Genomic DNA, 19,668 nt, shown 5'->3' with positions numbered 1-19,668 from the left:
CCAAGACAGGAGAGCCCATGACACCGCGCAAGATCATTATCGACACGGACCCCGGTCAGGATGACGCCGTAGCGATCCTTGTCGCTTTGGCCAGCCCCGAAGAGCTTGATGTTCTGGGGATCACCTGCGTCGCGGGCAATGTGCCGCTGGACCTCACCTCGCGCAACGCGCGGATCGTGTGCGAATTGGCAGGCAAACGGGATGTCAAAGTCTTTGCCGGATGCGACCGCCCCCTGGGCCGCGCGCTGGTCACGGCAGAGCATGTGCACGGCAAGACCGGGCTGGACGGCCCCGATCTGCCCGAGCCTAGCATGCCGATGGCCGAAGGCCATGCGGTGGATTTCATCATCGACACGCTGCGCGATAACGCTCCGGGAACCGTCACGTTGTGCCCGCTGGGGCCGCTGACCAATATCGCCACCGCGTTGCAAAAAGCACCTGATATCGCCGATCGCATCGCCAAGATCGTACTGATGGGCGGTGGCTATTTCGAAGGGGGCAACATCACCCCAACGGCGGAGTTCAACATCTACGTCGATCCGCAAGCCGCGGATATCGTGTTCAAATCCGGAGCTCCTATCGTTGTCATGCCGCTGGACGTTACCCATAAGGCGCTGGTGACCAAAGCGCGCAACGACGCTTTCCGCGCCCTTGGCACGCCTGTGGGCATCGCCGTGGCGGAAATGACCGATTTCTTCGAACGGTTCGACAAAGAGAAATACGGCTCTGACGGCGCGCCGCTGCATGACCCTTGCGTCACCGCCTATCTGATCAACCCCGATCTGTTCAAAGGCCGCCATATCAACGTCGAGATCGAGACAGAGTCAGAGCTGACCATGGGTATGACCGTCGCCGATTGGTGGGGCGTGACCGACCGCGCCCCCAATGCGACCTTTATGGGCGATCTGGATTCTGATGGCTTCTTTGCCCTGCTGACCGAACGGTTGGCCCGTCTATGAGCGCGGCCTTCACCCTTGCCAAGCCAGAGCATCTGGACCGTCTCGTTGCCCTCGTGGGCAGCTTTCACGCCGAGACGGGGATCGAGCAGACGGATGACGACCGCCGCAACGGGCTGGCACCGCTGCTCGAAGGCACGCCCTATGGGGTGGCCTATCTGATCGGCCCTGCCCGTGCGCCCATCGGCTATATCATCATCACCTTCGGCTGGTCGGTTGAATTCGGCGGTCTGGACGCGATCATCGATGAAATCTACGTGCGCCCCGGCGTGCGTGGCCGTGGCATTGCGACAGAGGCATTGCTGGCCGTCCCGAATGCGCTGGCGGGCGGCGGTCTGCGCGCGATCCATCTTGAGGTCGAGCGTAGCAACGAGATCGCGCAGAAGCTTTACCACCGTGCAGGCTTTCGCCCCCGCGAAAACTATATGTTCATGTCGCGCAAATTCTGACGCGGGCTGGCAAGCTGGGGCCGCGGCCCCTATATCTGCACTATGACAGTATCAGCCCCCTTCGATAACAGCTACGCGGCCTTGCCCGATGGCTTTTTCACCCGCACCACGCCTACGCCGGTGGCCGATCCCAAACTGCTGGCTTTCAACGCGCCGCTGGCCAAGACCCTGGGGATCACCCACGGATCGACCGAGGATCTGGCCTTTATCTTCAGCGGGAACGAACTGCCCGCCGGTGCCGACCCGCTGGCGCAGCTTTATGCGGGGCACCAATTCGGCAATTACAACCCGCAGCTTGGCGATGGTCGCGCGATCCTCTTGGGCGAGGTGCTGGATGCAAAGGGCCAGCGCCGCGATATCCAGCTGAAAGGATCGGGGCGCACGCCCTATTCCCGTGGCGGCGACGGGCGCGCCTGGCTTGGGCCGGTGCTGCGCGAATATGTAGTGTCAGAGGCGATGCACGCCCTAGGCATCCCCACCACCCGCGCCTTGGCCGCTGTGCAAAGTGGCGAGGATGTCTTTCGCGAAACCGCCCTGCCCGGTGCCGTGCTGACCCGTGTCGCCGCAAGCCATCTGCGTGTGGGGACGTTTCAGGTCTTTGCCCATCGGGGCGAGGTCGAAAACCTGCGCCGCCTCACCGACTATGCGATCCAGCGGCACTACCCGCAGGCGGACGGGCCCTTGGGTCTGCTGCGCGCGGTCTGCGCAGCACAGGCGGATCTGGTCGCGGCGTGGATGTCTGTGGGCTTTATTCACGGGGTGATGAACACCGATAATTGCGCCATCTCGGGCGAGACGATTGATTACGGCCCCTGCGCCTTCATGGATGCGTTCCACCCCAACCGTGTGTTCAGCTCCATCGACCGTCAGGGGCGCTATGCCTATGCCAATCAGCCGCAGATCGTCGTGTGGAATATGGCGCAGCTTGCAACCTCGTTGTTGCAGCAGCGTGATGATCCCGAAAGCGGTGTGGCCGAGGCGACAGAGATCGTGCACGCCATGCCCGCGTTGATCGAGCAAGCCTGGCTGAGACGCTTTGCTGCCAAGATCGGGATCACGACGCCCAAGGCTGAAGATACTGCGCTGATCGACGCCCTATTGTCGCTGATGCAAACGGATGGCGCGGATTTTACCAATGCTTTCCGGGCGCTGTCAGGCGATGATGCCGCCGCTCAGTTCACCGACCGCGCGGCCTTTGCCAACTGGCGCGACGCGTGGCAGCAGCGCATCGCGTTTGAGCCTGACCCTAAATCGGTCATGGATGCCGCCAACCCCGCCGTGATCCCGCGCAACCACCGGATAGAGGCGATGATCAACGCCGCCGTTGCCGGTGATATGGACCCGTTCCACCGGCTGATGACAGCGCTTGCCAGCCCGTACCGCGAAACCGACGCCGATCTGCACCGCGCGCCGACGACGCAGGAAATCGTGCCGGCCACCTTCTGCGGCACCTGAGCGGCCAGCGGGTGGCAGGTGCCACCCGTTGTCCCACCGTCAAGCACGTCGACAAGCGGGAACCCCCGCGATCTTTTGGTTGTTTTGCACAGTAAACTGCAACAGACTTGCAGGCGATTTGACCCAAAAGGATTATCGATAATGAGCTTGATGAAAACATTGGCCAAAGTGGCGATCGGCGTGGCTGTGGCCAAAGGGGCGAGCGCCATGATGAACAAGAATAAATCCACGACCGGCAGCGCCAGCAGCGGCGGCGGTCTAGGCGGATTGCTGGGCGGTCTGACTGGCGGCAGCACGGGCGGCTCGGGCGGTAACCTGCAGGATATGCTGGGTGGTTTGATGGGGGGATCGTCCGGGGCCAGCAGCGGCGGCTTGGGCGGTTTGCTGAACCAGCTTGGCGGCGGCACAGGCACAAGCACGTCTGGCAGCTCGGGCGGCCTTGGCGGGCTGCTGGGTGGGCTTGCCGGTGCCGCAGGTGCGGGTGGCTTGCTGTCCAGCCTGAGCGGTGCCAGCCAAAAAGCCCCCGAACGGCCAGAGGCAGACTTCGGCGCGGTGCTGAACTCGCAATTCGATAGCAACCCTGCCCCCGAAATCACCCCCTCGCGCGATCAGGAGGCCACCGCCGCGCTGATGATCGCCGCGATGATCCAGGCCGCGAAATCCGACGGCACTTTTGATGAGAACGAGCGTGAAAAGCTGCTGAACCATCTGGGCGACGTGGACGCCGACGAGGCCGCATTCGTGCAAGGCCAGATGGAAGCCCCTGTGGATGTCGACGCGCTGGTCGCCCAGACACCCGACGGCATGGGCCCGCAAATCTATGCGATGTCGCTGCTGGCGATTGATCTGGATACGCAGGAAGAGGCGCAATATCTGCACAAGCTAGCCAGCGCCTATGGAATGCAGCCCGCCGCAGTGAACGAGATCCACGCGCAGATGGGGGTGCCGTCGCTCTACACCTAAAGCGGCGCGGCCTGACCACAGACGGTTGTGAAAGCCTGATCCGGCAACGGGTCAGGCTTTTGCTTTCTTGGCCTTCTTTTCCTTGGCGATCACATGCTCTGCCAGATCACGGGCGATGGCAAAGGCCCCTTTGATCTTGTCAGCATCGGTTTTCCAGTCGCGCTTGACGACGATCTTGTTCTCTTTGACCTTTGCCAGCCCGCGTTGGTCCTGAATGAAGGTGACCAACCCCTCGGGCGAGGCGAATTTGTCGTTGTGGAACTGGATCGTGACGCCCTTGGGCCCGCCATCCAGCTTGGCAATACCGGCGCGTTTGCACATCGCCTTGATCCGCACGACCAGCATCAGCGTGTTCACCTCTTTCGGCAGCTTGCCGAAACGGTCGATCAGCTCGGCGGCAAAGCCTTCCAGCTCGACCTTGGTGGTCAGTTCGGACAGGCGACGGTAGAGCCCAAGCCGCACATCCAGATCAGGCACGTAATCCTCGGGAATCAGCACCGGCACGCCCAGATTGATCTGCGGTGCCCACTGCCCATCGTCGTCGATTACGCCTTCCAGCTCGCCCGACTTGATCTTGGCAATCGCGTCTTCCAGCATGGATTGATAAAGCTCGAACCCCACGTCGCGCATCTGGCCGGATTGTTCCTCGCCCAACAGGTTGCCCGCACCCCGAATATCAAGATCCTGCGACGCCAGCGTAAAGCCTGCCCCAAGCGTGTCGAGGCTGCCCAACACCCGCAAACGCTTCTCTGCGGTGGCAGTCAGCTTGGCACGGGGTTTGGTCGTCAGATAGGCATAGGCGCGGGTTTTTGACCGACCCACCCTGCCCCTGATCTGGTACAGCTGCGCCAGACCAAACATATCGGCACGGTGCACGATCATCGTATTGGCGGTCGGGATATCCAGACCGGATTCCACAATCGTCGTGGCCAGCAGGATGTCATATTTCCCGTCGTAAAAGGCGTTCATCCGGTCGTCGAGCTCTCCGGCGGCCATCTGCCCGTGGGCAACAAGATACGTCAGCTCGGGCAGTTGCTCTTTCAGGAACGCTTCGATTTCGGGCAGATCTGTGATGCGGGGCACCACATAGAAGGACTGCCCGCCGCGATAATGTTCGCGCAACAGCGCCTCGCGCAGGGTGACGGCATCAAATTCGCTGACATAGGTGCGGATCGCCAGACGGTCGACAGGGGGCGTGCCGATGATCGACAGGTCGCGCACGCCGGTCAGGCTAAGCTGCAGGGTGCGCGGGATCGGCGTGGCGGTCAGGGTCAGCACGTGAATATCCGTGCGCATCGCCTTCAGACGTTCTTTGTGACCCACGCCAAAGTGTTGTTCTTCATCAATAATCAGCAGGCCGAGGTTCTTGAACTTGACCGTCTTTGCTAGCAGCGCGTGGGTGCCCACCACCACATCGACGGTGCCGCGATTGATGCCGTCGCGGGTGGCTGTGGCCTCTTTTGCAGAGACAAAACGCGACAGTTGACGCACCTCAAGCGGGAAGCCACGGAAGCGTTCGGCGAAGGATTTATAGTGTTGACGTGCCAGCAGGGTTGTTGGCGCAACAATCGCCACCTGCAACCCGGACATCGCAGCCACAAAAGCGGCCCGCATCGCGACTTCGGTTTTGCCAAAGCCTACGTCGCCGCAGATCAGCCGGTCCATCGGGTTGCCGCTGGTCAGATCGTCCAGCACATCCGAGATGGCATTCAACTGGTCGTCGGTCTCGGTATAGGGGAAGCGCGCGGCAAACGCGTCCCACATGCCGGGGGGCGGATCCATGACAGGCGCCTTGCGCAGCGCACGTTCGGCGGCGATGCGGATCAGCTTGTCCGCCATCTCGCGGATGCGTTCCTTGAGCTTGGCTTTCTTGGACTGCCACGCGCCACCGCCCAGCTTGTCAAGCAGCCCCTCGTCATGACCATAGCGCGACAGCAGTTCGATATTCTCGACCGGCAGATAGAGCTTCGAGCTTTCGGCGTATTCCAGCAGCAGACATTCATGGGCGGCACCAGCGGCGGTCACCACCTCCATCCCCAGATAGCGGCCGACACCGTGATCCACATGCACGACCAGATCGCCGGGGCTCAGCGACTGTGTCTCGGTCAGGAAATTCTCGGCCCGCCGTTTACGTTTCGGCGCGCGGATCAAGCGGTCGCCAAGGATGTCCTGTTCAGAGATGACAGTCAGTTTCGACGCGCTGCTGCCGCTTTCCCACGGGGCTTCGAACCCATGTTCCAACGCCCAAACCGCCAGATGCAGCCCGCGTTTGCCGATACGGGTGCCGTTCTTGATGGCGATGGTCTCGCCCATGCCTTCGTCTTCGATCAGCCCGGTCAACCGTTCGCGCGCACCGTCGGAATAGCTGGCGATGACCACCGGCCCTTCTTGAAGTTTTGCTTTAATATGCGCGGCCAAGGCACCGAAAAGGCTTACAGTTTCCTGTTGCCGCTCGGGCGCGAAGTTGCGCCCCAAGCGTCCACCCGCATCCAGCACATTCGGACCCGTCGGCTGTGGGAGCGGTTTGAAACTGATCACGCGTTTGCCGATCAGCGCGGTTTCCCACGCGGTGTCGGTCAGGTACAGTCCTTCGGGCGGTGCGGGCTTATAGACGCTGTCCATCTTCGACCGGTTCGCCATCGCCAGCCTGCGGGTTTCGTATTGATCCGCGATACTCTCCCACCGTGACAGACGTTGCGCGGTCAGTTGGTCGTCCAGCGTGATCGTCGCCCGCGGCACATAGTCGAACAAGGTCTCGAGCGTCTCGTGAAAGAACGACATCCAGTGTTCCGCGCCCTGATGCTTGCGCCCTGCGCTGATCGCTTCGTATAGCGGATCATCGGTGCCCGCGGCCCCGAATTCGATCCGGTAGTTCTGGCGGAAACGGGTGATAGCACTTTCGTCAAGAATGACTTCGCTGACGGGGGCAAGCTCCACGAGCTCCAGCTTTTCTGTGGTGCGCTGCGTCACCGGATCAAAGCGTCGCGCCCCGTCCAGCGTATCGCCAAAAAGGTCCAGCCGCACAGGGCCAAGATCGCCGGGTGGGAAAATGTCGATGATGCCGCCGCGGATCGCGTAATCGCCCGGCTCGGTCACTGTCGGGCTCTGGACAAAGCCCATGCGGACAAGGAACCCGCGCAAGGCCGCCTCGTCTATCCGGTCGCCCACACGGGCCGAAAACGCGGCATCGCGCAGCACATCGCGCGCAGGCACCCGCTGGGTCGCTGCGTTCAGCGTGGTCAGCAGGATAAAACGGTCCGGCATTCCATGCACCAGTCCCGCTAGCGTTGCCATCCGCTGCGCCGAGATATCGGCATTGGGCGACACGCGGTCATAGGGCAGGCAATCCCATCCGGGGAAGACGACCACAGGCACATCCGGCGCGAAAAAGCGCAGCGCCGCCTGCATGGCCGCCATGCGTTTGTCATCGCGGGCAATATGCAACACCGGTGTGCCGTTTTTGCCCAGTTCGTTCAGCACCGCCTGTGCGTCAAAACCTTCGGGAACGCCGGACAGCGTGATTTGGGATTTCTCTGACATCAGCAGCTACCTGTATCCGATCGCGGTTTTTTCAACCGCCAAACGGACCTGTATAAAGGTTTTGGTACATGCCCCACATCGATGTGATGAAAATCGAAATCATCCCGATGATCTGGGTATAAAGACGGTGACGGTTCAGCCGTTTGATCAGGCGGTCGCCGGTGCCGGAATCCTCGCGGATCTGCTGCGCGGTCGACACGCTCAGCACCCCTACCAGACACAGCGGAAACGCCAGCAACAGCACGGCTTGGGCGAATTCGAACCGGTAGAAAACCGCCAGCGTAAAGAGCATCGTCATGAAAAAGCAGGTGAACCCCAAAATCCAGATGCCGGACACTTGGGTAATATATAGGATACGGTTCACGTTGATGCGCGCCATATCCTCCAGGTCGACCAGCGCCTGTTCACCGTTGCGCCGCGCGCGCAGCACCATATCAAAGGGCACGCCCAAGACCCAATGGCTGGCAGAAGACCAGATCACCGCAACGGCGATCCAGTACCACAGGTTGGAAAAAGACCGCATGTCGATGACTTCGAAAATTGTCTGATAGAGGGTCAAGGTGCGCTCATCTTTGAAGTGAAATCATTGTGTTCAGACGTGCTGCCCTACAATCGTCTGCCTGTCATAGCGGCGCGTTCGCGAAATTCCTAGCCTTGAGCCGTGCAAAAATACGTGGCAAGCCTTGCCCGATAGCATCTGAGGTATTTTTGCATGAGACCCCAACAAGCCCCCTTTCCCGCCACCCGCCTGCGCCGCACCCGTCAATCCGAGGGCGTCCGCGCATTGGTCCGTGAAAATGCGCTGTGCTTGGGGGATCTGATCTGGCCGGTGTTCGTGCGCAGCGGTGAGGGCGTGGAAGAGCCCGTCCCCTCCATGCCCGGCGTCTATCGGCGCAGCGTTGACAAGCTGGTCGATGCCGCGCGCGAGGCTTCTGATCTGGGGATCGGGGCGATGTGTATCTTCCCTTACACCGGTATCGAGGACCGGACAGAGGATTGCGCCGGTGCCTGGGATCCTGAAAACAACGCCAACCGCGCCCTTCGCGCGATCCGCAAGGCGGTGCCCGATATGGTCCTCATGACCGATGTCGCGCTGGATACCTATAATATCAACGGCCATGACGGCTTTGTCGAAGACGGGATCATCGTCAACGACCGCACGGTCGAGGCATTGGTCAAGATGGCGCTGGCACAGGCCGACGCGGGGGCGGATATCATCGGGCCGTCCGATATGATGGACGGGCGCATCGCCGCGATCCGCGCGGGCCTTGAAGGGGCAAGCCATTCGGATGTGATGATCATGAGCTACGCGGCGAAATACGCCTCGGCCTTCTATGGTCCGTTCCGCGATGCTGTGGGGGCCTCGGGGGCGCTGACCGGCGACAAGAAGACCTATCAGATGGATTACGCCAACAGCAACGAGGCGATCCGCCTGATCGAGCGTGATCTGCGCGAAGGGGCCGATATGGTCATGGTCAAACCCGGCATGCCATATCTTGATATCTGCCACCGCGTGAAATCCAGCTTTGGGGCGCCGACCTTTGCCTATCAGGTCTCGGGTGAATACAGCATGGTGAAAGCCGCCGCCCAGAATGGCTGGATCGACGAAGAACGCGTGATGATGGAGAGCCTGATGGGGTTCAAACGCGCGGGCTGTGACGGGGTCTTGACCTATTTTGCCCCCGCCGTGGCGCGGTTGATGAACGGATAACGCGGCTTCGATGCGCAAATAACATGGCACTTGTGGCAGATCACCGCCGATTCAAGCCCTAAATTCGTGACACCCGCGGGTTTTGAGCATAAGATCGCGCAGAAACCGGATGAACCGGCACAGGCAATTACAGGCAGAAGACTATGACAAACAACACTTTCTCGCGCCGGGCTTTCGCTTTGGGTGCGATTGCAAGCGCGGGTGCCGTTGCGGCATGTGGCAACGGTGTCGGCAGCCGTGGCAGCGGGATGATTGACGCCCGCGTCGATGCGACGCTCAACGCGATGTACCGCAGCTTCCCCAACACGCGGCAACTGGCGGAAAAATCCAACGGTATGCTGATCATGCCGCTGGTGACCGAGGCTGGCCTTGGCTTCGGCGGTGCCTATGGCCGTGGTGCGCTGCGGGTGAATAACGTGACTGTCGACTATTACTCGGTCACCAAGGCGACGGGCGGCTTGCAGATCGGGGCGCAGCAATATGCGCATGTGCTGTTCTTCATGACCGAAGCAGCACTCAGCGATTTCCGCCGCTCCCCCGGTTGGGCTGCGGGTGCCGATCTGGAATATGTCATCTCGGATCGTGGCGAAAGCGTCGAAGCGGATACCACAACCGTGCTTGCCCCCGTGCTGGCCGCCGTCTTTGGCCGCGCCGGTCTGCGTATCGGCGCCACGCTGGAAGGCACGAAATATTCGCGCATCATTCCCTAAGCAAAACGCCCGATCCGCACCATCGCGGATCGGGCAGCTTTGGGCCTAACCCAAGGCGTTCAGACGTTTGAACAGCGCCGACGTATCCCAACGTCCGCCCCCCATTTTCTGCACATCCTTATAGAACTGATCGACCAGCGCCGTGACAGGCAGGCTCGCGTCAATCTCGTTACCGGTGTCCAGACAAATCCCCAGATCCTTGCGCATCCAGTCCACGGCAAACCCGTGGTCGAATTTATCATCCAGCATTGTCTCGTAGCGGTTGGCCATCTGCCAGCTGCCTGCGGCACCCTGGCTGATCACCTCGACCACATCGCGCCCGTCCAATCCGGCCTTCTGGGCGAAATGCAGCGCCTCGCTCAGGCCCTGCACCAGACCGGCAATGGCAATCTGGTTGCACATCTTGGTCATCTGGCCGGCACCACTATCGCCAAGGCGACGGCAGATCTTGGCGTAAACCTCCATCACGGGCAGCGCACGATCAAAGGCACCGGAATCGCCACCGCACATGATGGACAGTTGGCCATTCTCCGCCCCCGCCTGCCCGCCAGAAATCGGCGCATCGACAAAGCTGATCTGGCGTGCATCCGCCGCCGCGTGCAATTCGCGCGTAACCGCGGCCGAGACCGTGGTGTGATCGACAAAAATCGTGCCCTCACCCATTCCGGCAAAAGCGCCGTCGTCGCCAACGCAGACGGAGCGCAGATCGTCATCATTGCCGACACAGGAAAAGACGATCTCTGCCCCGTCAGCCGCGGCTTTGGGCGTCTCTGCCATCTTGCCACCGTGGGTTTCTGCCCAAGCGCGCGCCTTCTCTGTGGTGCGGTTGTACACGGTCACGTCATGCCCCGCTTTTTGCAGATGCGCGGCCATTGGCGCACCCATCACGCCCAATCCCAAAAATGCGAGCTTTGCCATCGTCTTTTCCTTGTCATTCAGTTGCGCTATTGCCTGAGAGGAACCTATCACCCTGCGCGCATTGGTCAATCGCGCGTACATATACCCAGGAGCGTGACATGGCAGTGGTTTTTCGGTGGCTGATGCGAATTGCAACGCTCTTGGTGGTGCTGGCGGTGATCGGTGTCGGCGGCGCCTATTGGCTGGCCTCGCGGTCGCTGCCTGACTACGACGATACGGTCCGCGTGCCCAACCTCGGGGCCGAGGTGGAGATCGTGCGCGACAACGCCAATGTGCCGCATATCTTCGGGGAAAGTGACCAAGATGTGTTCTACGGGCTGGGCTTTGCCCATGCGCAGGACCGTCTGTGGCAGATGATCACCATGCGCCGCACGGTCCAAGGCCGCTTGTCCGAGGTTTTCGGCACCACCACCGTCCGTATCGACCGTCTGCTGCGCCGCTTTGATCTTTATACCTTGTCGGTGCAGTCGCTTCAGGCGCTCGACCCTAAGACCCGCGCAGCGCTGGATGCCTATGCCGCCGGGGTGAATGCCCGGCTGGACCAGATCAACACCGAAGCCCTGGGCCGCGGTGCCCCCGAAATGCTGCTGTTTGATGCCCCCGTCGCGCCCTGGCGCGCCGCGGATTCCGTCGCGCTGGTCAAGTTGATGGCCTTGCAGCTGTCGGGGCATCTGGATGCCGAGGTCAAGCGCGCCCGCACCTCGCTCGCGCTGCCCGATCAAAAGCGCCTGTCCGATATCCTGCCTGACGCCCCCGGCAGTGGCATCGCCGCCCTGCCCGAATATGCGCAGCTGGCCCCCGGCCTGCCGCAGTTCGCCGCCAATATCCCCCTCGATCCCTCTCCGCTGTCGCCGTTCAAATCCTTTGATCTGGCTGGTGCCTCCAACGCCTGGGCTGCCGCACGGGATCGTTCTGCCTCGGGCGGGACGCTGATCGCCAATGACCCGCATCTGGGCTTCACCGCGCCGACCATCTGGTACCTCGCGCGGCTCGAGTTGCAATCGGGCGGTGTCATCGGCGGCACCATCCCCGGTATCCCCGTGGTGCTGACAGGGCGCAGCAGCGCGCTTGGCTGGGGGATCACCTCATCCTATGCCGACGATCAGGATGTCTATATCGAAGAGCTGAACCCCGACAACAGCGAGGAATATCGCACCCCCGACGGGTTCAAGAAATTCGCCAAACGCGCGTCGATCATCACGGTCAAGGATGCCGATCCGATCACGCTGACCCTGCGCTGGACCGACAATGGGCCGGTGCTTCCCGGCAGCCACTATAACCTCGCTGCGATCACCCCGCCCGGTCATGTCGCCGCGCTGAACTGGACCGCGCTTGACCCCGCCGATACCTCGATCGCCGCGGCCATGCAGCTGATGGAGGCCAAGACCGTCGAGGAAGGGATCACCGCGGGCGAGGCCTATATCGCGCCGTCGCAAAACCTGACGCTGGTGGATGTGAATACCATCGCGATGAAAACCATCGGCGCGCTGCCCGCCCGCGACGCCGCGCATCAAAGCCAGGGGCGCATGCCCACACCGGGCTGGATCGCCGCGAACCGCTGGCAGGGCCGCCTGCCCTATAGCGCAAACCCCGAATTCCTCTCGCCCCGTGGTGGGATCATCGGCAATACCAACAACAAGACGGTGGACCGCCCCTTCCCCAACCACGTGTCCTTCCTTTGGGGCGATACGCAACGCATCCAACGGTGGCGCAACCTGATGCAGCGCCGCCAGGTGCACACGCGCGACAGCTTTATCGAAGCGCAGCTGGATACGGTCAGCTTCACCGCGCGCTCTCTGCTACCGCTGATCGGGGCCGAGCTTTGGTTCACCGGCGAAACCGCGCCCGAAGGCACGTCTGAGCGCCAACGCCAACGCGCGCTGACCCTGCTTGCCGGCTGGTCGGGCGAGATGAACGAACATCTGCCCGAACCGCTGATCTATGCCGCCTGGCTGCGCGCCTTGCAGCAACGGCTGATCCAGGACGAGCTTGGGGCCCTGGCGGAGGAATTCGATCATGTCGATCCGCTGTTCATCGAACGTGTTTTCCGCGATGTGGACGGTGCGGCCGCATGGTGCGACGTGCTGCAATCCGCCCCGAAAGAGACCTGCCCCGACATGGCCCGCATGGCGCTGGACGACGCGCTGATCTGGATCAACGAGACATGGGGCACCCAGCTGGAATCCCTGCGGTGGGGCGACGCACACCAAGCCACACACGACCACCAGACCTTGGGTGAAGTACCCGTGTTGCGCTACTTCATGAACATCCGCCAATCGACCTCGGGCGGTGACAACACCCTGCTGCGTGGCCGCACCCGTGGCACGGGGCCGGACCCTTTCGCCAATGTCCACGGCGCAGGCTTCCGCGGGGTTTATGACTTCGCCGATCCGGATTCATCGGTGTTCATTACATCGACGGGTCAATCGGGCCACTTCCTGTCGCATCACTACGACGATCTGGCACAGCTCTGGCGGCGTGGCGAATACATTCCCATGTCGCTGGACGAAGAGCTCGCCCGCGCCGCCCCCGTCGGCATCACCAAGCTGATACCGGAGGCAGAATGAACCGCGTGATCCTTTTCAACAAACCCTTTGGCGTCTTGTCCCAATTCACCGACAAGGGCACCGAAGGCTCGCCGCGCCCGACCCTGTCGGCCTATATCGATGAAAAAGGCTTCTACCCCGCCGGACGGCTGGACCGCGACAGCGAAGGGCTGATGGTGCTGACTGACAGCGGCCCGCTGCAAGCGCGTATCTCGCATCCGAAGTATAAACTGGCCAAAACCTATTGGGTGCAGGTCGAGGGCACGCCGGATGAACAAGCCCTCGCCGCTTTGCGCAGCGGTGTCACGCTCAAAGACGGCAAGACCGCCCCCGCTAGGGCGCGGCTGATGGACCCGCCCGACCCTCTGTGGGACCGCGACCCGCCGGTGCGGTTTCGCAAATCCGTCCCTGATGCCTGGCTCGAGATCACGATCACCGAAGGTCGCAACCGTCAGGTACGGCGCATGACGGCCCATGTCGGCCTGCCGACACTCCGCCTGATCCGCGCGCGCGTCGGAGACTGGGAACTGCACAAGCTCCAACCCGGCGCATGGCGCTTCTCGTCCGAGCTTGGCCGCTAATTCCAAATGGCCCAAAATCCCGGGGGGCGGCCAAAGGCCGGGGGGCTGGCCCCCTTTTCCCTGACCCCTGAACCGTCAGGAAAACACCCGCGTGCCCCAGACCCCCAAGGTGGCAGAGGTCCCGGTCAACACCACCCCCCAAGAGAAATCCGTCGCCACCATCTGCGGTGTCCAGTCTTTCAACGTCGCGAGGTTGGTGAACTCATAGGTGCCATAGCCCAAAGCCCCGATCAGCGCGGCATTGCCAAAGACCCACAGCAAGGATTTATCCTGTGCAATCGCGGGCCAGCTGACGAAATACAGCAGCACAGCAATATAGAAGGCATAGAAGACAAAGGCAGGCAGCAGCCGGAACTGGTCCAGCAGCAAGGGGCCGATATCGCGGCTGAAAACCGGCTTGATCAGATAGCTCAGGCCAAGAAAGTCGAGCCCCAGAAAGATCGCGAATGTCAGTACATAAAGAATAATCAAAGTCATCGGGGGCTCCGGGAAAAATCAACGCTCCCCAATCATATGCAGCAGCGCCCGGAAAATGCGACTTTTCCGGGCGTTTTTTATCTTATTTTGAATGGTCCCGAGACCTGCCGGCCTTACAGCCGCTGGTATTGCGCTTCTTGCTGTGCCGACCAACGCACGACCAGATTGAACCCGTCTTCGGTTTGGGTTTCCTCGATCACGACGTCCTGTTCGAACAGCCAGGCGCGTTTCTTGCCGTCGGCAAAGGCCAGCGTCAGCTCGGCTTCGCGCACAGCACCTTGCAGCGCTTCGGCGATGACCGCTTGCAACTCCTCCAACCCCTCACCCGTGATGGCAGAGATGGCAAGAACACTGTCGTCGCGCTGCGCACGGGCGCGTACGGCGGCGGCTCGGTCGTCATCCAACTGGTCAAGCTTGTTCCAGACCTCGAAGCTGCGCGTATCCTTGGGCACGCCCAAGGACGTCAGGATATCGCGCACATTGCGTGCCTGGCTTTCCGTCTCTGCATGAGAGATATCGCGCACGTGGCAGATGATATCGGCGGCCAGAACCTCTTCCAGTGTGGCGCGGAAGGCGGCGACCAGTTCCGTCGGCAGGTCAGAAATGAAACCCACGGTGTCGCTTAGAATGATCTCTGGTCCGTCGGGCAGCACAAGGCTGCGCATGGTCGGGTCCAGCGTCGCAAACAACATGTCTTTCGCCATCACATCGGCGCCGGTCATCCTGTTGAACAACGTCGATTTGCCTGCGTTGGTATAGCCCACCAGCGCCACGATGGGGAACGGTACCTTGGCACGCGCGGCGCGGTGCAAGGCGCGAGTCTTGACGACCTTGTCCAACTGCCGGCGCAAGCGCACCAGTTGTTCGTCAATGGCGCGACGGTCCGATTCAATCTGGGTTTCGCCGGGGCCCCCGACAAAGCCCAATCCACCCCTTTGACGTTCAAGGTGGGTCCAGGCACGGACCAGACGCGTGCGCTGGTAGTTCAGCGCGGCCATTTCGACCTGTAGCACCCCTTCGCGGGTGGCGGCGCGATCGCTGAAAATCTCGAGGATCAGACCAGTACGGTCAAGCAGTTTGACGCCCCATGCTTTTTCAAGGTTGCGCTGCTGGACCGGCGTCACTGGTCCATCGACCAGCACCAGTTCAACCTCGGCCTCTTCAAAGACAAGCCGAAGCTCCTCGATCTTGCCAGAGCCGAACAGCATGCCCGCGCTGACGGTACGCAGGGGCACGATATTGGCCCCTTCCACGTCAAGATGCGGGAGGGCACGGGCCAATGCAACGGCTTCCGCCAAGGCGGGCTCGGCGATGCGGCGGTCATTGTCTGACTTGATGTCAGGGTGAATCACCCAAGCCCGGGTACGCTTCGGGCCTGCGGTGTCATCAATTTGAAACGGAGGACGGCTCAATTAGCGTCTTCACCCTCGTATAGCGAGATCGGCGTGCTTGGCATGATCGTGGAAATCGCATGTTTGTACACAAGCTGCGATTGGCCATCACGGCGCAGAAGAACACAGAAATTGTCAAACCATGTGATGACGCCTTGCAGCTTCACACCGTTGATCAGGAAAATCGTTACCGGCACCTTTGTCTTGCGCACATGGTTCAGGAATGCGTCTTGCAGGTTTTGTCGGTCAGCCGCCATTGTTGGTCTCGCTCTTATTCTTGCTGTTGTTCTTGCTGGCAACCGCGGATCGGTTCACCCCTTCGGAAGACTATGAAGACCCGCGCACAGACTTTCCACCCCAAAATGTCAGAACTGTTGCACGCAAAGCCGCATGCCGTGTCACGCGCGCCACAGATCAGGGGTGAGCAGCGCAATAATTGCCAAGGTTTCCAGCCGCCCCAGCACCATTGCCGCACATAGGATCATCTTTGCCCCGTCGCCCAGCTGGATCAACGCGATGGGGGCATCGGCGGCAAACTCCATCAACGGGCCGGTTGTTGCCAGTGTGGCCACCGACATCACCAGCGCATCGGCAAAGGGCGCGCCGACGAACGTCAGCAGCAGGGTCACCCCCGCCAGCGACAGCGCGAAGAGCATAAAGAAGATCCAGGCGATGAACGCCCCGTTGCTTTGCAGCCGCCGCCCCGCTTGACCGGCGCCTGAAACAGAGTGCGGATGGACCAGCCGTTCCATCTCGCGGACGCCGTTTCGATACAGCGCAAAGACCCGCAGCAGCTTGACCCCTCCGGCCGTGGTCGCCACTCCGCCGCCGATCAGCGCCAGCCCCATGAGGATCAGCCCCGGAGTCTCGAGCCCCGACCAGCTTTGGGCTTCGGCCCAGGACGCGCTGACAAATCCGGTGGTGGTCAGAAAGGAGGTGACCGTGAACATGGCCCCCCAGAAGGCGCTGCCGGTCTCAAGCGCTTCGGCGCTGGCATCCACATCGAAAGCGCCAAGAAAATGGCGCACGAACAGCACCACAGGCACGCCGAGGATCAGCGCCAGCCCCATGCGGAATTCCGGATCGGTAAAGAGCCCCCCTTGCGTCGCCGTCACCGTGTCTTTGGAAAAGGTCAGCCGCGACAGCGCGAACAGCATGAACAGCATCATCATCGCCTCGGCCCCGAAACCGACACCGGTGTCATGCGTCCCCCCAAGTGGGGAGATGCCCGAGGTCGCCAGCACCGACATCGCATGGCACAGCGCCACCAGCGATCTATCTCCGTTGGCCAGCAGCAGCAGCCACAGCATCAGCGTCAGCGCCAGATAGGTGGGCGTCAGCGCCGCCGCGGACCTGAGCAACCGTTGGCGCGGGTCGATCTGGCCCATATTGCTGCGGCGTTCGTCCGGGTTGCCGGGTTCGGCCTGCGAGGTCACCTCGAATCCGCCAAGGTGCAAGGGGGCCAGAATGGCCGAGGCCGCGATCCACATCAGCAGCCCGCCCATCCAGGCGACCTGCGCGCGCCACAGATGCAGCGTGTCACTGATCCGCCCGGGATCATCGAACAGCGTCGCGCCGGTCGTGGTGATCGCGCTGACCATATCGAAATAGGCGTGCAGGAACCGCGTGGTCGGCAGAGCCTCGAGAAACGGGATCGCCAGCAGCGCGGGCAAAAAGACAAAGCTGGAAAACAGCGACATCAACGGCCCCAAGGCCCCGTGCCGCGCGCGCCGTCCGGCATGGGCGACCGCAATCAGGGTAAAGATAATCACCCCCAGCAGCCCCGAATAGAAAAACGCCCGCGATGCCAGATGGTCTTGGGTTGTCAGCGCAAAGATCGCCGGAAAGATTGTCGAGGCGCTGAACACACCGAAAATCAGCAAGAACAGCGGCAGTTCAAGGATCTCGCGGCGGATATAGGATTTGCGTCTCACGTGCGGCGCTCCGGTAATTTGGACGCAGGCACCATCAGAAAAAGTCGATGGAGACCTGCATCAGCTGTTCGACCTGCGGCACGTCTTTGGCCAGACAGAACACAGCGATGACGTCGCCTTCTTCGATGCGTGTGGTGCCAAGGGGGCGCATGACCTCGTCGCCCTTGCGGACCATGCCCATCAATGCCCCTTCGGGGAAATCAATGTCGGACACACGTTTGCCCGCAATCGGAGAGGTCGACAGCACTTCGGCCTCGATCACCTCTGCCTCGGCGTCGCCGATGGAATAGACCGACCGCACCCGCCCGTGACGGATGTGCCGCAGGATAGAGCTGACGGTGGTGGAACGCGGGTTGATATAGGCGTCGATGCCCAAAGGCTCCATCAGCGGGACCAGCGTGGGGTCATTGATCAGCGCGATGACATAGGGGCAGCCTTCGGATTTGGCGCGCACGCAGGCCAGCATGTTGGTCTTGTCATCATCGGTGATCGCCATCATCGCATCGGCGCGGCCAATGCCCGCTTCGGCCAGCAGGGACGCGTCCAGCCCGTCACCGTTAAGCACGATCGTCCGCTCCAACGCCTCGGCGGCGCGTTCCGCGATGCGGCGGTTCTTCTCGATCATCTTGGTGCGCACCCGCTTGCCGCGCGCCTCGAGGTTCTGGGCCACGGCCAGCCCGACATTCCCCCCGCCCACAAGCACGACACGTTCAAGCTTGCTGGTGGTCTTGCCAAAAATCTCGAGCGTGCGGGGGATGTCATCGCGGTGGCAAAAGACATAGCAGGCGTCACCGACAAACAGCTGGTCCTTGGATTCCGGCGCAAACAGCGTCCCGTCGCGGCGCACACCAACGACAACGGCGCGGAGCGTCGAGAACAGATCGGTCAACTGTCGCAGCGGCGTATTCACAACCGGGCAGTCTTCGTCGATCTGGATACCGATCAGATGCGCCATCCCGTCCATGAACGTCTCTGTATCAAAGGCCGCCGGGGCCGAAAGCCGCTGCAACGCCGCATTCGCCACCTCTTTCTCGGGCGAGATTACAACGTCGATCGGCATGTGATCGCGACGATAAAGATCGGAATAGATCGCCGTCAGATAGGATTGGCTGCGCAGCCGCGCGATCTTGCGGTTGATGCCAAAGACCGAATGGGCCACCTGACAGGTGACCATGTTCACCTCGTCGGAATGGGTGGCGGCAATAATCATCTCGGCATCGCGGGCACCGGCGCGGTCCAGCACGTCGGGGTAGCTTGCAAAGCCTGCGATCCCTTGCACATCCAGCGTATCTGTGGCGCGGCGCACCAGATCGGCGTTGCTGTCAACGATTGTGACGTCGTTGCGTTCGCCCGAAAGATGGCGGGCAATCTGCCACCCGACCTGCCCTGCGCCGCAAATGATCACTTTCATAAATGGGGTTCCTTTGGCGTGAAGCCTTGCCTTGCGTCACCAGCTGGGGCGTGCCCGCGTGACCCGTGATATGCCAGTGATTTGAATGACAGATGGCTATGCAAGGGTCAATTCAAATGTCAGACTTGCTTCCATAGCAGGACGGGGGCGCATATGCGGAAAACGGCTTTGATCATCTGGGGTGGCGTGGCACTGGCGGCCTGCGCACCGTTGAACACCTACTACAAACCCGGTGCCACTGTCGCGACGGTCGAACGGCAGACCACGCAATGTCAGGTCGATGCCTTGGCGCAGGTGCCTGTGGCGCTTCAAACCGTGCGCACCCCGCCCCGTTTCATCCCGCCGCGCCGCGTCTGCCGGTCCGATGGCCGTTGCACTTCCCGCGCGGGATATTTCGAGCCCGGGCAGACCTATACGATCGATCCCAATGCCGATCTGCGCAAAAGGGTTGAAACGCAATGTATGGCGGATGCCGGCTTTGCCCCGGTGTCGATCCCGCAATGCCCCGCCGGCATCGCCAAGGCCGCGCCGCAGGGGCGCACAACCGTCCTGCCCGCGCTGACTGAAAACGCCTGCGTGATCCGCAATGACGATGGCAGTTTCCAGATCGTGACGCGGGGGTAGCG

17 protein-coding genes are annotated in these 19,668 nt (G+C 61.6%); 9 read left to right on the top strand and 8 right to left on the bottom strand.

Annotated features, from left to right (window positions below):
- Positions 1-17 precede the first annotated feature (17 nt).
- From C1J04_RS09790 to C1J04_RS09775, 4 genes are all read left to right on the top strand, one after another.
- Positions 18-959 carry a nucleoside hydrolase gene (locus tag C1J04_RS09790; protein ID WP_114865353.1) on the top strand — a complete coding sequence of 314 codons (942 nt, stop codon included), beginning with the start codon at positions 18-20 and terminating at the stop codon, positions 957-959.
- A complete protein-coding gene (locus C1J04_RS09785; protein ID WP_005853523.1) occupies positions 956-1,405 on the top strand; it encodes a GNAT family N-acetyltransferase in 450 nt (149 codons plus the stop codon). The genes C1J04_RS09790 and C1J04_RS09785 overlap by 4 nt, the downstream gene beginning before the upstream one ends.
- Before the next feature lie 42 nt (positions 1,406-1,447).
- Entirely contained in the window at positions 1,448-2,860 is a 1,413-nt protein-coding gene (locus tag C1J04_RS09780; RefSeq protein ID WP_009824602.1) for a protein adenylyltransferase SelO, read from the top strand.
- Between the two features lie 141 nt (positions 2,861-3,001).
- Entirely contained in the window at positions 3,002-3,823 is an 822-nt protein-coding gene (locus C1J04_RS09775) for a DUF533 domain-containing protein (protein WP_009824601.1), read from the top strand.
- A 51-nt stretch (positions 3,824-3,874) separates the two neighbouring features.
- Here the strand turns inward: C1J04_RS09775 and mfd are convergent, their stop codons facing one another.
- Entirely contained in the window at positions 3,875-7,363 is a 3,489-nt protein-coding gene (gene mfd / locus C1J04_RS09770) for a transcription-repair coupling factor (protein WP_009824600.1), read from the bottom strand.
- 31 nt (positions 7,364-7,394) lie between these two features.
- Entirely contained in the window at positions 7,395-7,922 is a 528-nt protein-coding gene (locus C1J04_RS09765; RefSeq protein ID WP_005853514.1) for a hypothetical protein, read from the bottom strand.
- 153 nt (positions 7,923-8,075) lie between these two features.
- Here C1J04_RS09765 and hemB point away from each other — a divergent pair, with 153 nt between their 5' ends.
- A complete protein-coding gene (gene hemB, locus C1J04_RS09760) occupies positions 8,076-9,074 on the top strand; it encodes a porphobilinogen synthase (RefSeq protein WP_009824599.1) in 999 nt (332 codons plus the stop codon).
- A gap of 143 nt (positions 9,075-9,217) precedes the next feature.
- On the top strand, positions 9,218-9,784 hold the full coding sequence (locus C1J04_RS09755; protein WP_005853509.1) for a YSC84-related protein: 567 nt from the start codon (positions 9,218-9,220) through the stop codon (positions 9,782-9,784).
- A 45-nt stretch (positions 9,785-9,829) separates the two neighbouring features.
- Here C1J04_RS09755 and C1J04_RS09750 read toward each other — a convergent pair whose 3' ends face one another.
- Positions 9,830-10,702, bottom strand: coding sequence for an NAD(P)-dependent oxidoreductase (locus tag C1J04_RS09750; RefSeq protein ID WP_009824598.1), 873 nt, complete (start codon positions 10,700-10,702; stop codon positions 9,830-9,832).
- Between the two features lie 98 nt (positions 10,703-10,800).
- On the opposite strand from C1J04_RS09750, the gene C1J04_RS09745 reads away from it, so the two are divergent.
- Together C1J04_RS09745 and C1J04_RS09740 are read left to right on the top strand one after the other, a co-directional pair.
- On the top strand, positions 10,801-13,269 hold the full coding sequence (locus tag C1J04_RS09745) for a penicillin acylase family protein (protein WP_009824597.1): 2,469 nt from the start codon (positions 10,801-10,803) through the stop codon (positions 13,267-13,269).
- The gene (locus C1J04_RS09740; protein WP_009824596.1) at positions 13,266-13,829 is read left to right on the top strand and encodes a pseudouridine synthase; all 564 of its coding nucleotides are present in this window, start codon (positions 13,266-13,268) and stop codon (positions 13,827-13,829) included. The genes C1J04_RS09745 and C1J04_RS09740 overlap by 4 nt, the downstream gene beginning before the upstream one ends.
- A gap of 75 nt (positions 13,830-13,904) precedes the next feature.
- Here the strand turns inward: C1J04_RS09740 and C1J04_RS09735 are convergent, their stop codons facing one another.
- From C1J04_RS09735 to trkA, 5 genes are all read right to left on the bottom strand, one after another.
- Positions 13,905-14,306, bottom strand: coding sequence for a DUF2177 family protein (locus C1J04_RS09735; RefSeq protein WP_005853501.1), 402 nt, complete (start codon positions 14,304-14,306; stop codon positions 13,905-13,907).
- A gap of 113 nt (positions 14,307-14,419) precedes the next feature.
- A complete protein-coding gene (gene hflX, locus C1J04_RS09730) occupies positions 14,420-15,658 on the bottom strand; it encodes a GTPase HflX (protein ID WP_009824595.1) in 1,239 nt (412 codons plus the stop codon).
- A gap of 56 nt (positions 15,659-15,714) precedes the next feature.
- Positions 15,715-15,954 carry an RNA chaperone Hfq gene (hfq, locus tag C1J04_RS09725; protein ID WP_005853497.1) on the bottom strand — a complete coding sequence of 80 codons (240 nt, stop codon included), beginning with the start codon at positions 15,952-15,954 and terminating at the stop codon, positions 15,715-15,717.
- 141 nt (positions 15,955-16,095) lie between these two features.
- Positions 16,096-17,631: a TrkH family potassium uptake protein gene (locus C1J04_RS09720; RefSeq protein ID WP_005853496.1), complete on the bottom strand. Its 1,536-nt coding sequence runs from the start codon at positions 17,629-17,631 to the stop codon at positions 16,096-16,098.
- A gap of 34 nt (positions 17,632-17,665) precedes the next feature.
- A complete protein-coding gene (gene trkA, locus C1J04_RS09715) occupies positions 17,666-19,042 on the bottom strand; it encodes a Trk system potassium transporter TrkA (protein ID WP_005853494.1) in 1,377 nt (458 codons plus the stop codon).
- Between the two features lie 153 nt (positions 19,043-19,195).
- Here trkA and C1J04_RS09710 point away from each other — a divergent pair, with 153 nt between their 5' ends.
- Complete coding sequence (locus tag C1J04_RS09710; RefSeq protein ID WP_009824592.1) at positions 19,196-19,666, top strand: hypothetical protein; 471 nt, start codon at positions 19,196-19,198, stop codon at positions 19,664-19,666.
- Positions 19,667-19,668 lie beyond the last annotated feature (2 nt).

Origin of the sequence: Sulfitobacter sp. SK025 (assembly GCF_003352105.1) — a bacterium.
Classification (GTDB): domain Bacteria; phylum Pseudomonadota; class Alphaproteobacteria; order Rhodobacterales; family Rhodobacteraceae; genus Sulfitobacter; species Sulfitobacter pontiacus.
The sequence above is the reverse complement of the archived record's forward strand: the minus strand, read 5'-3'. Positions and strand labels throughout refer to the sequence as shown.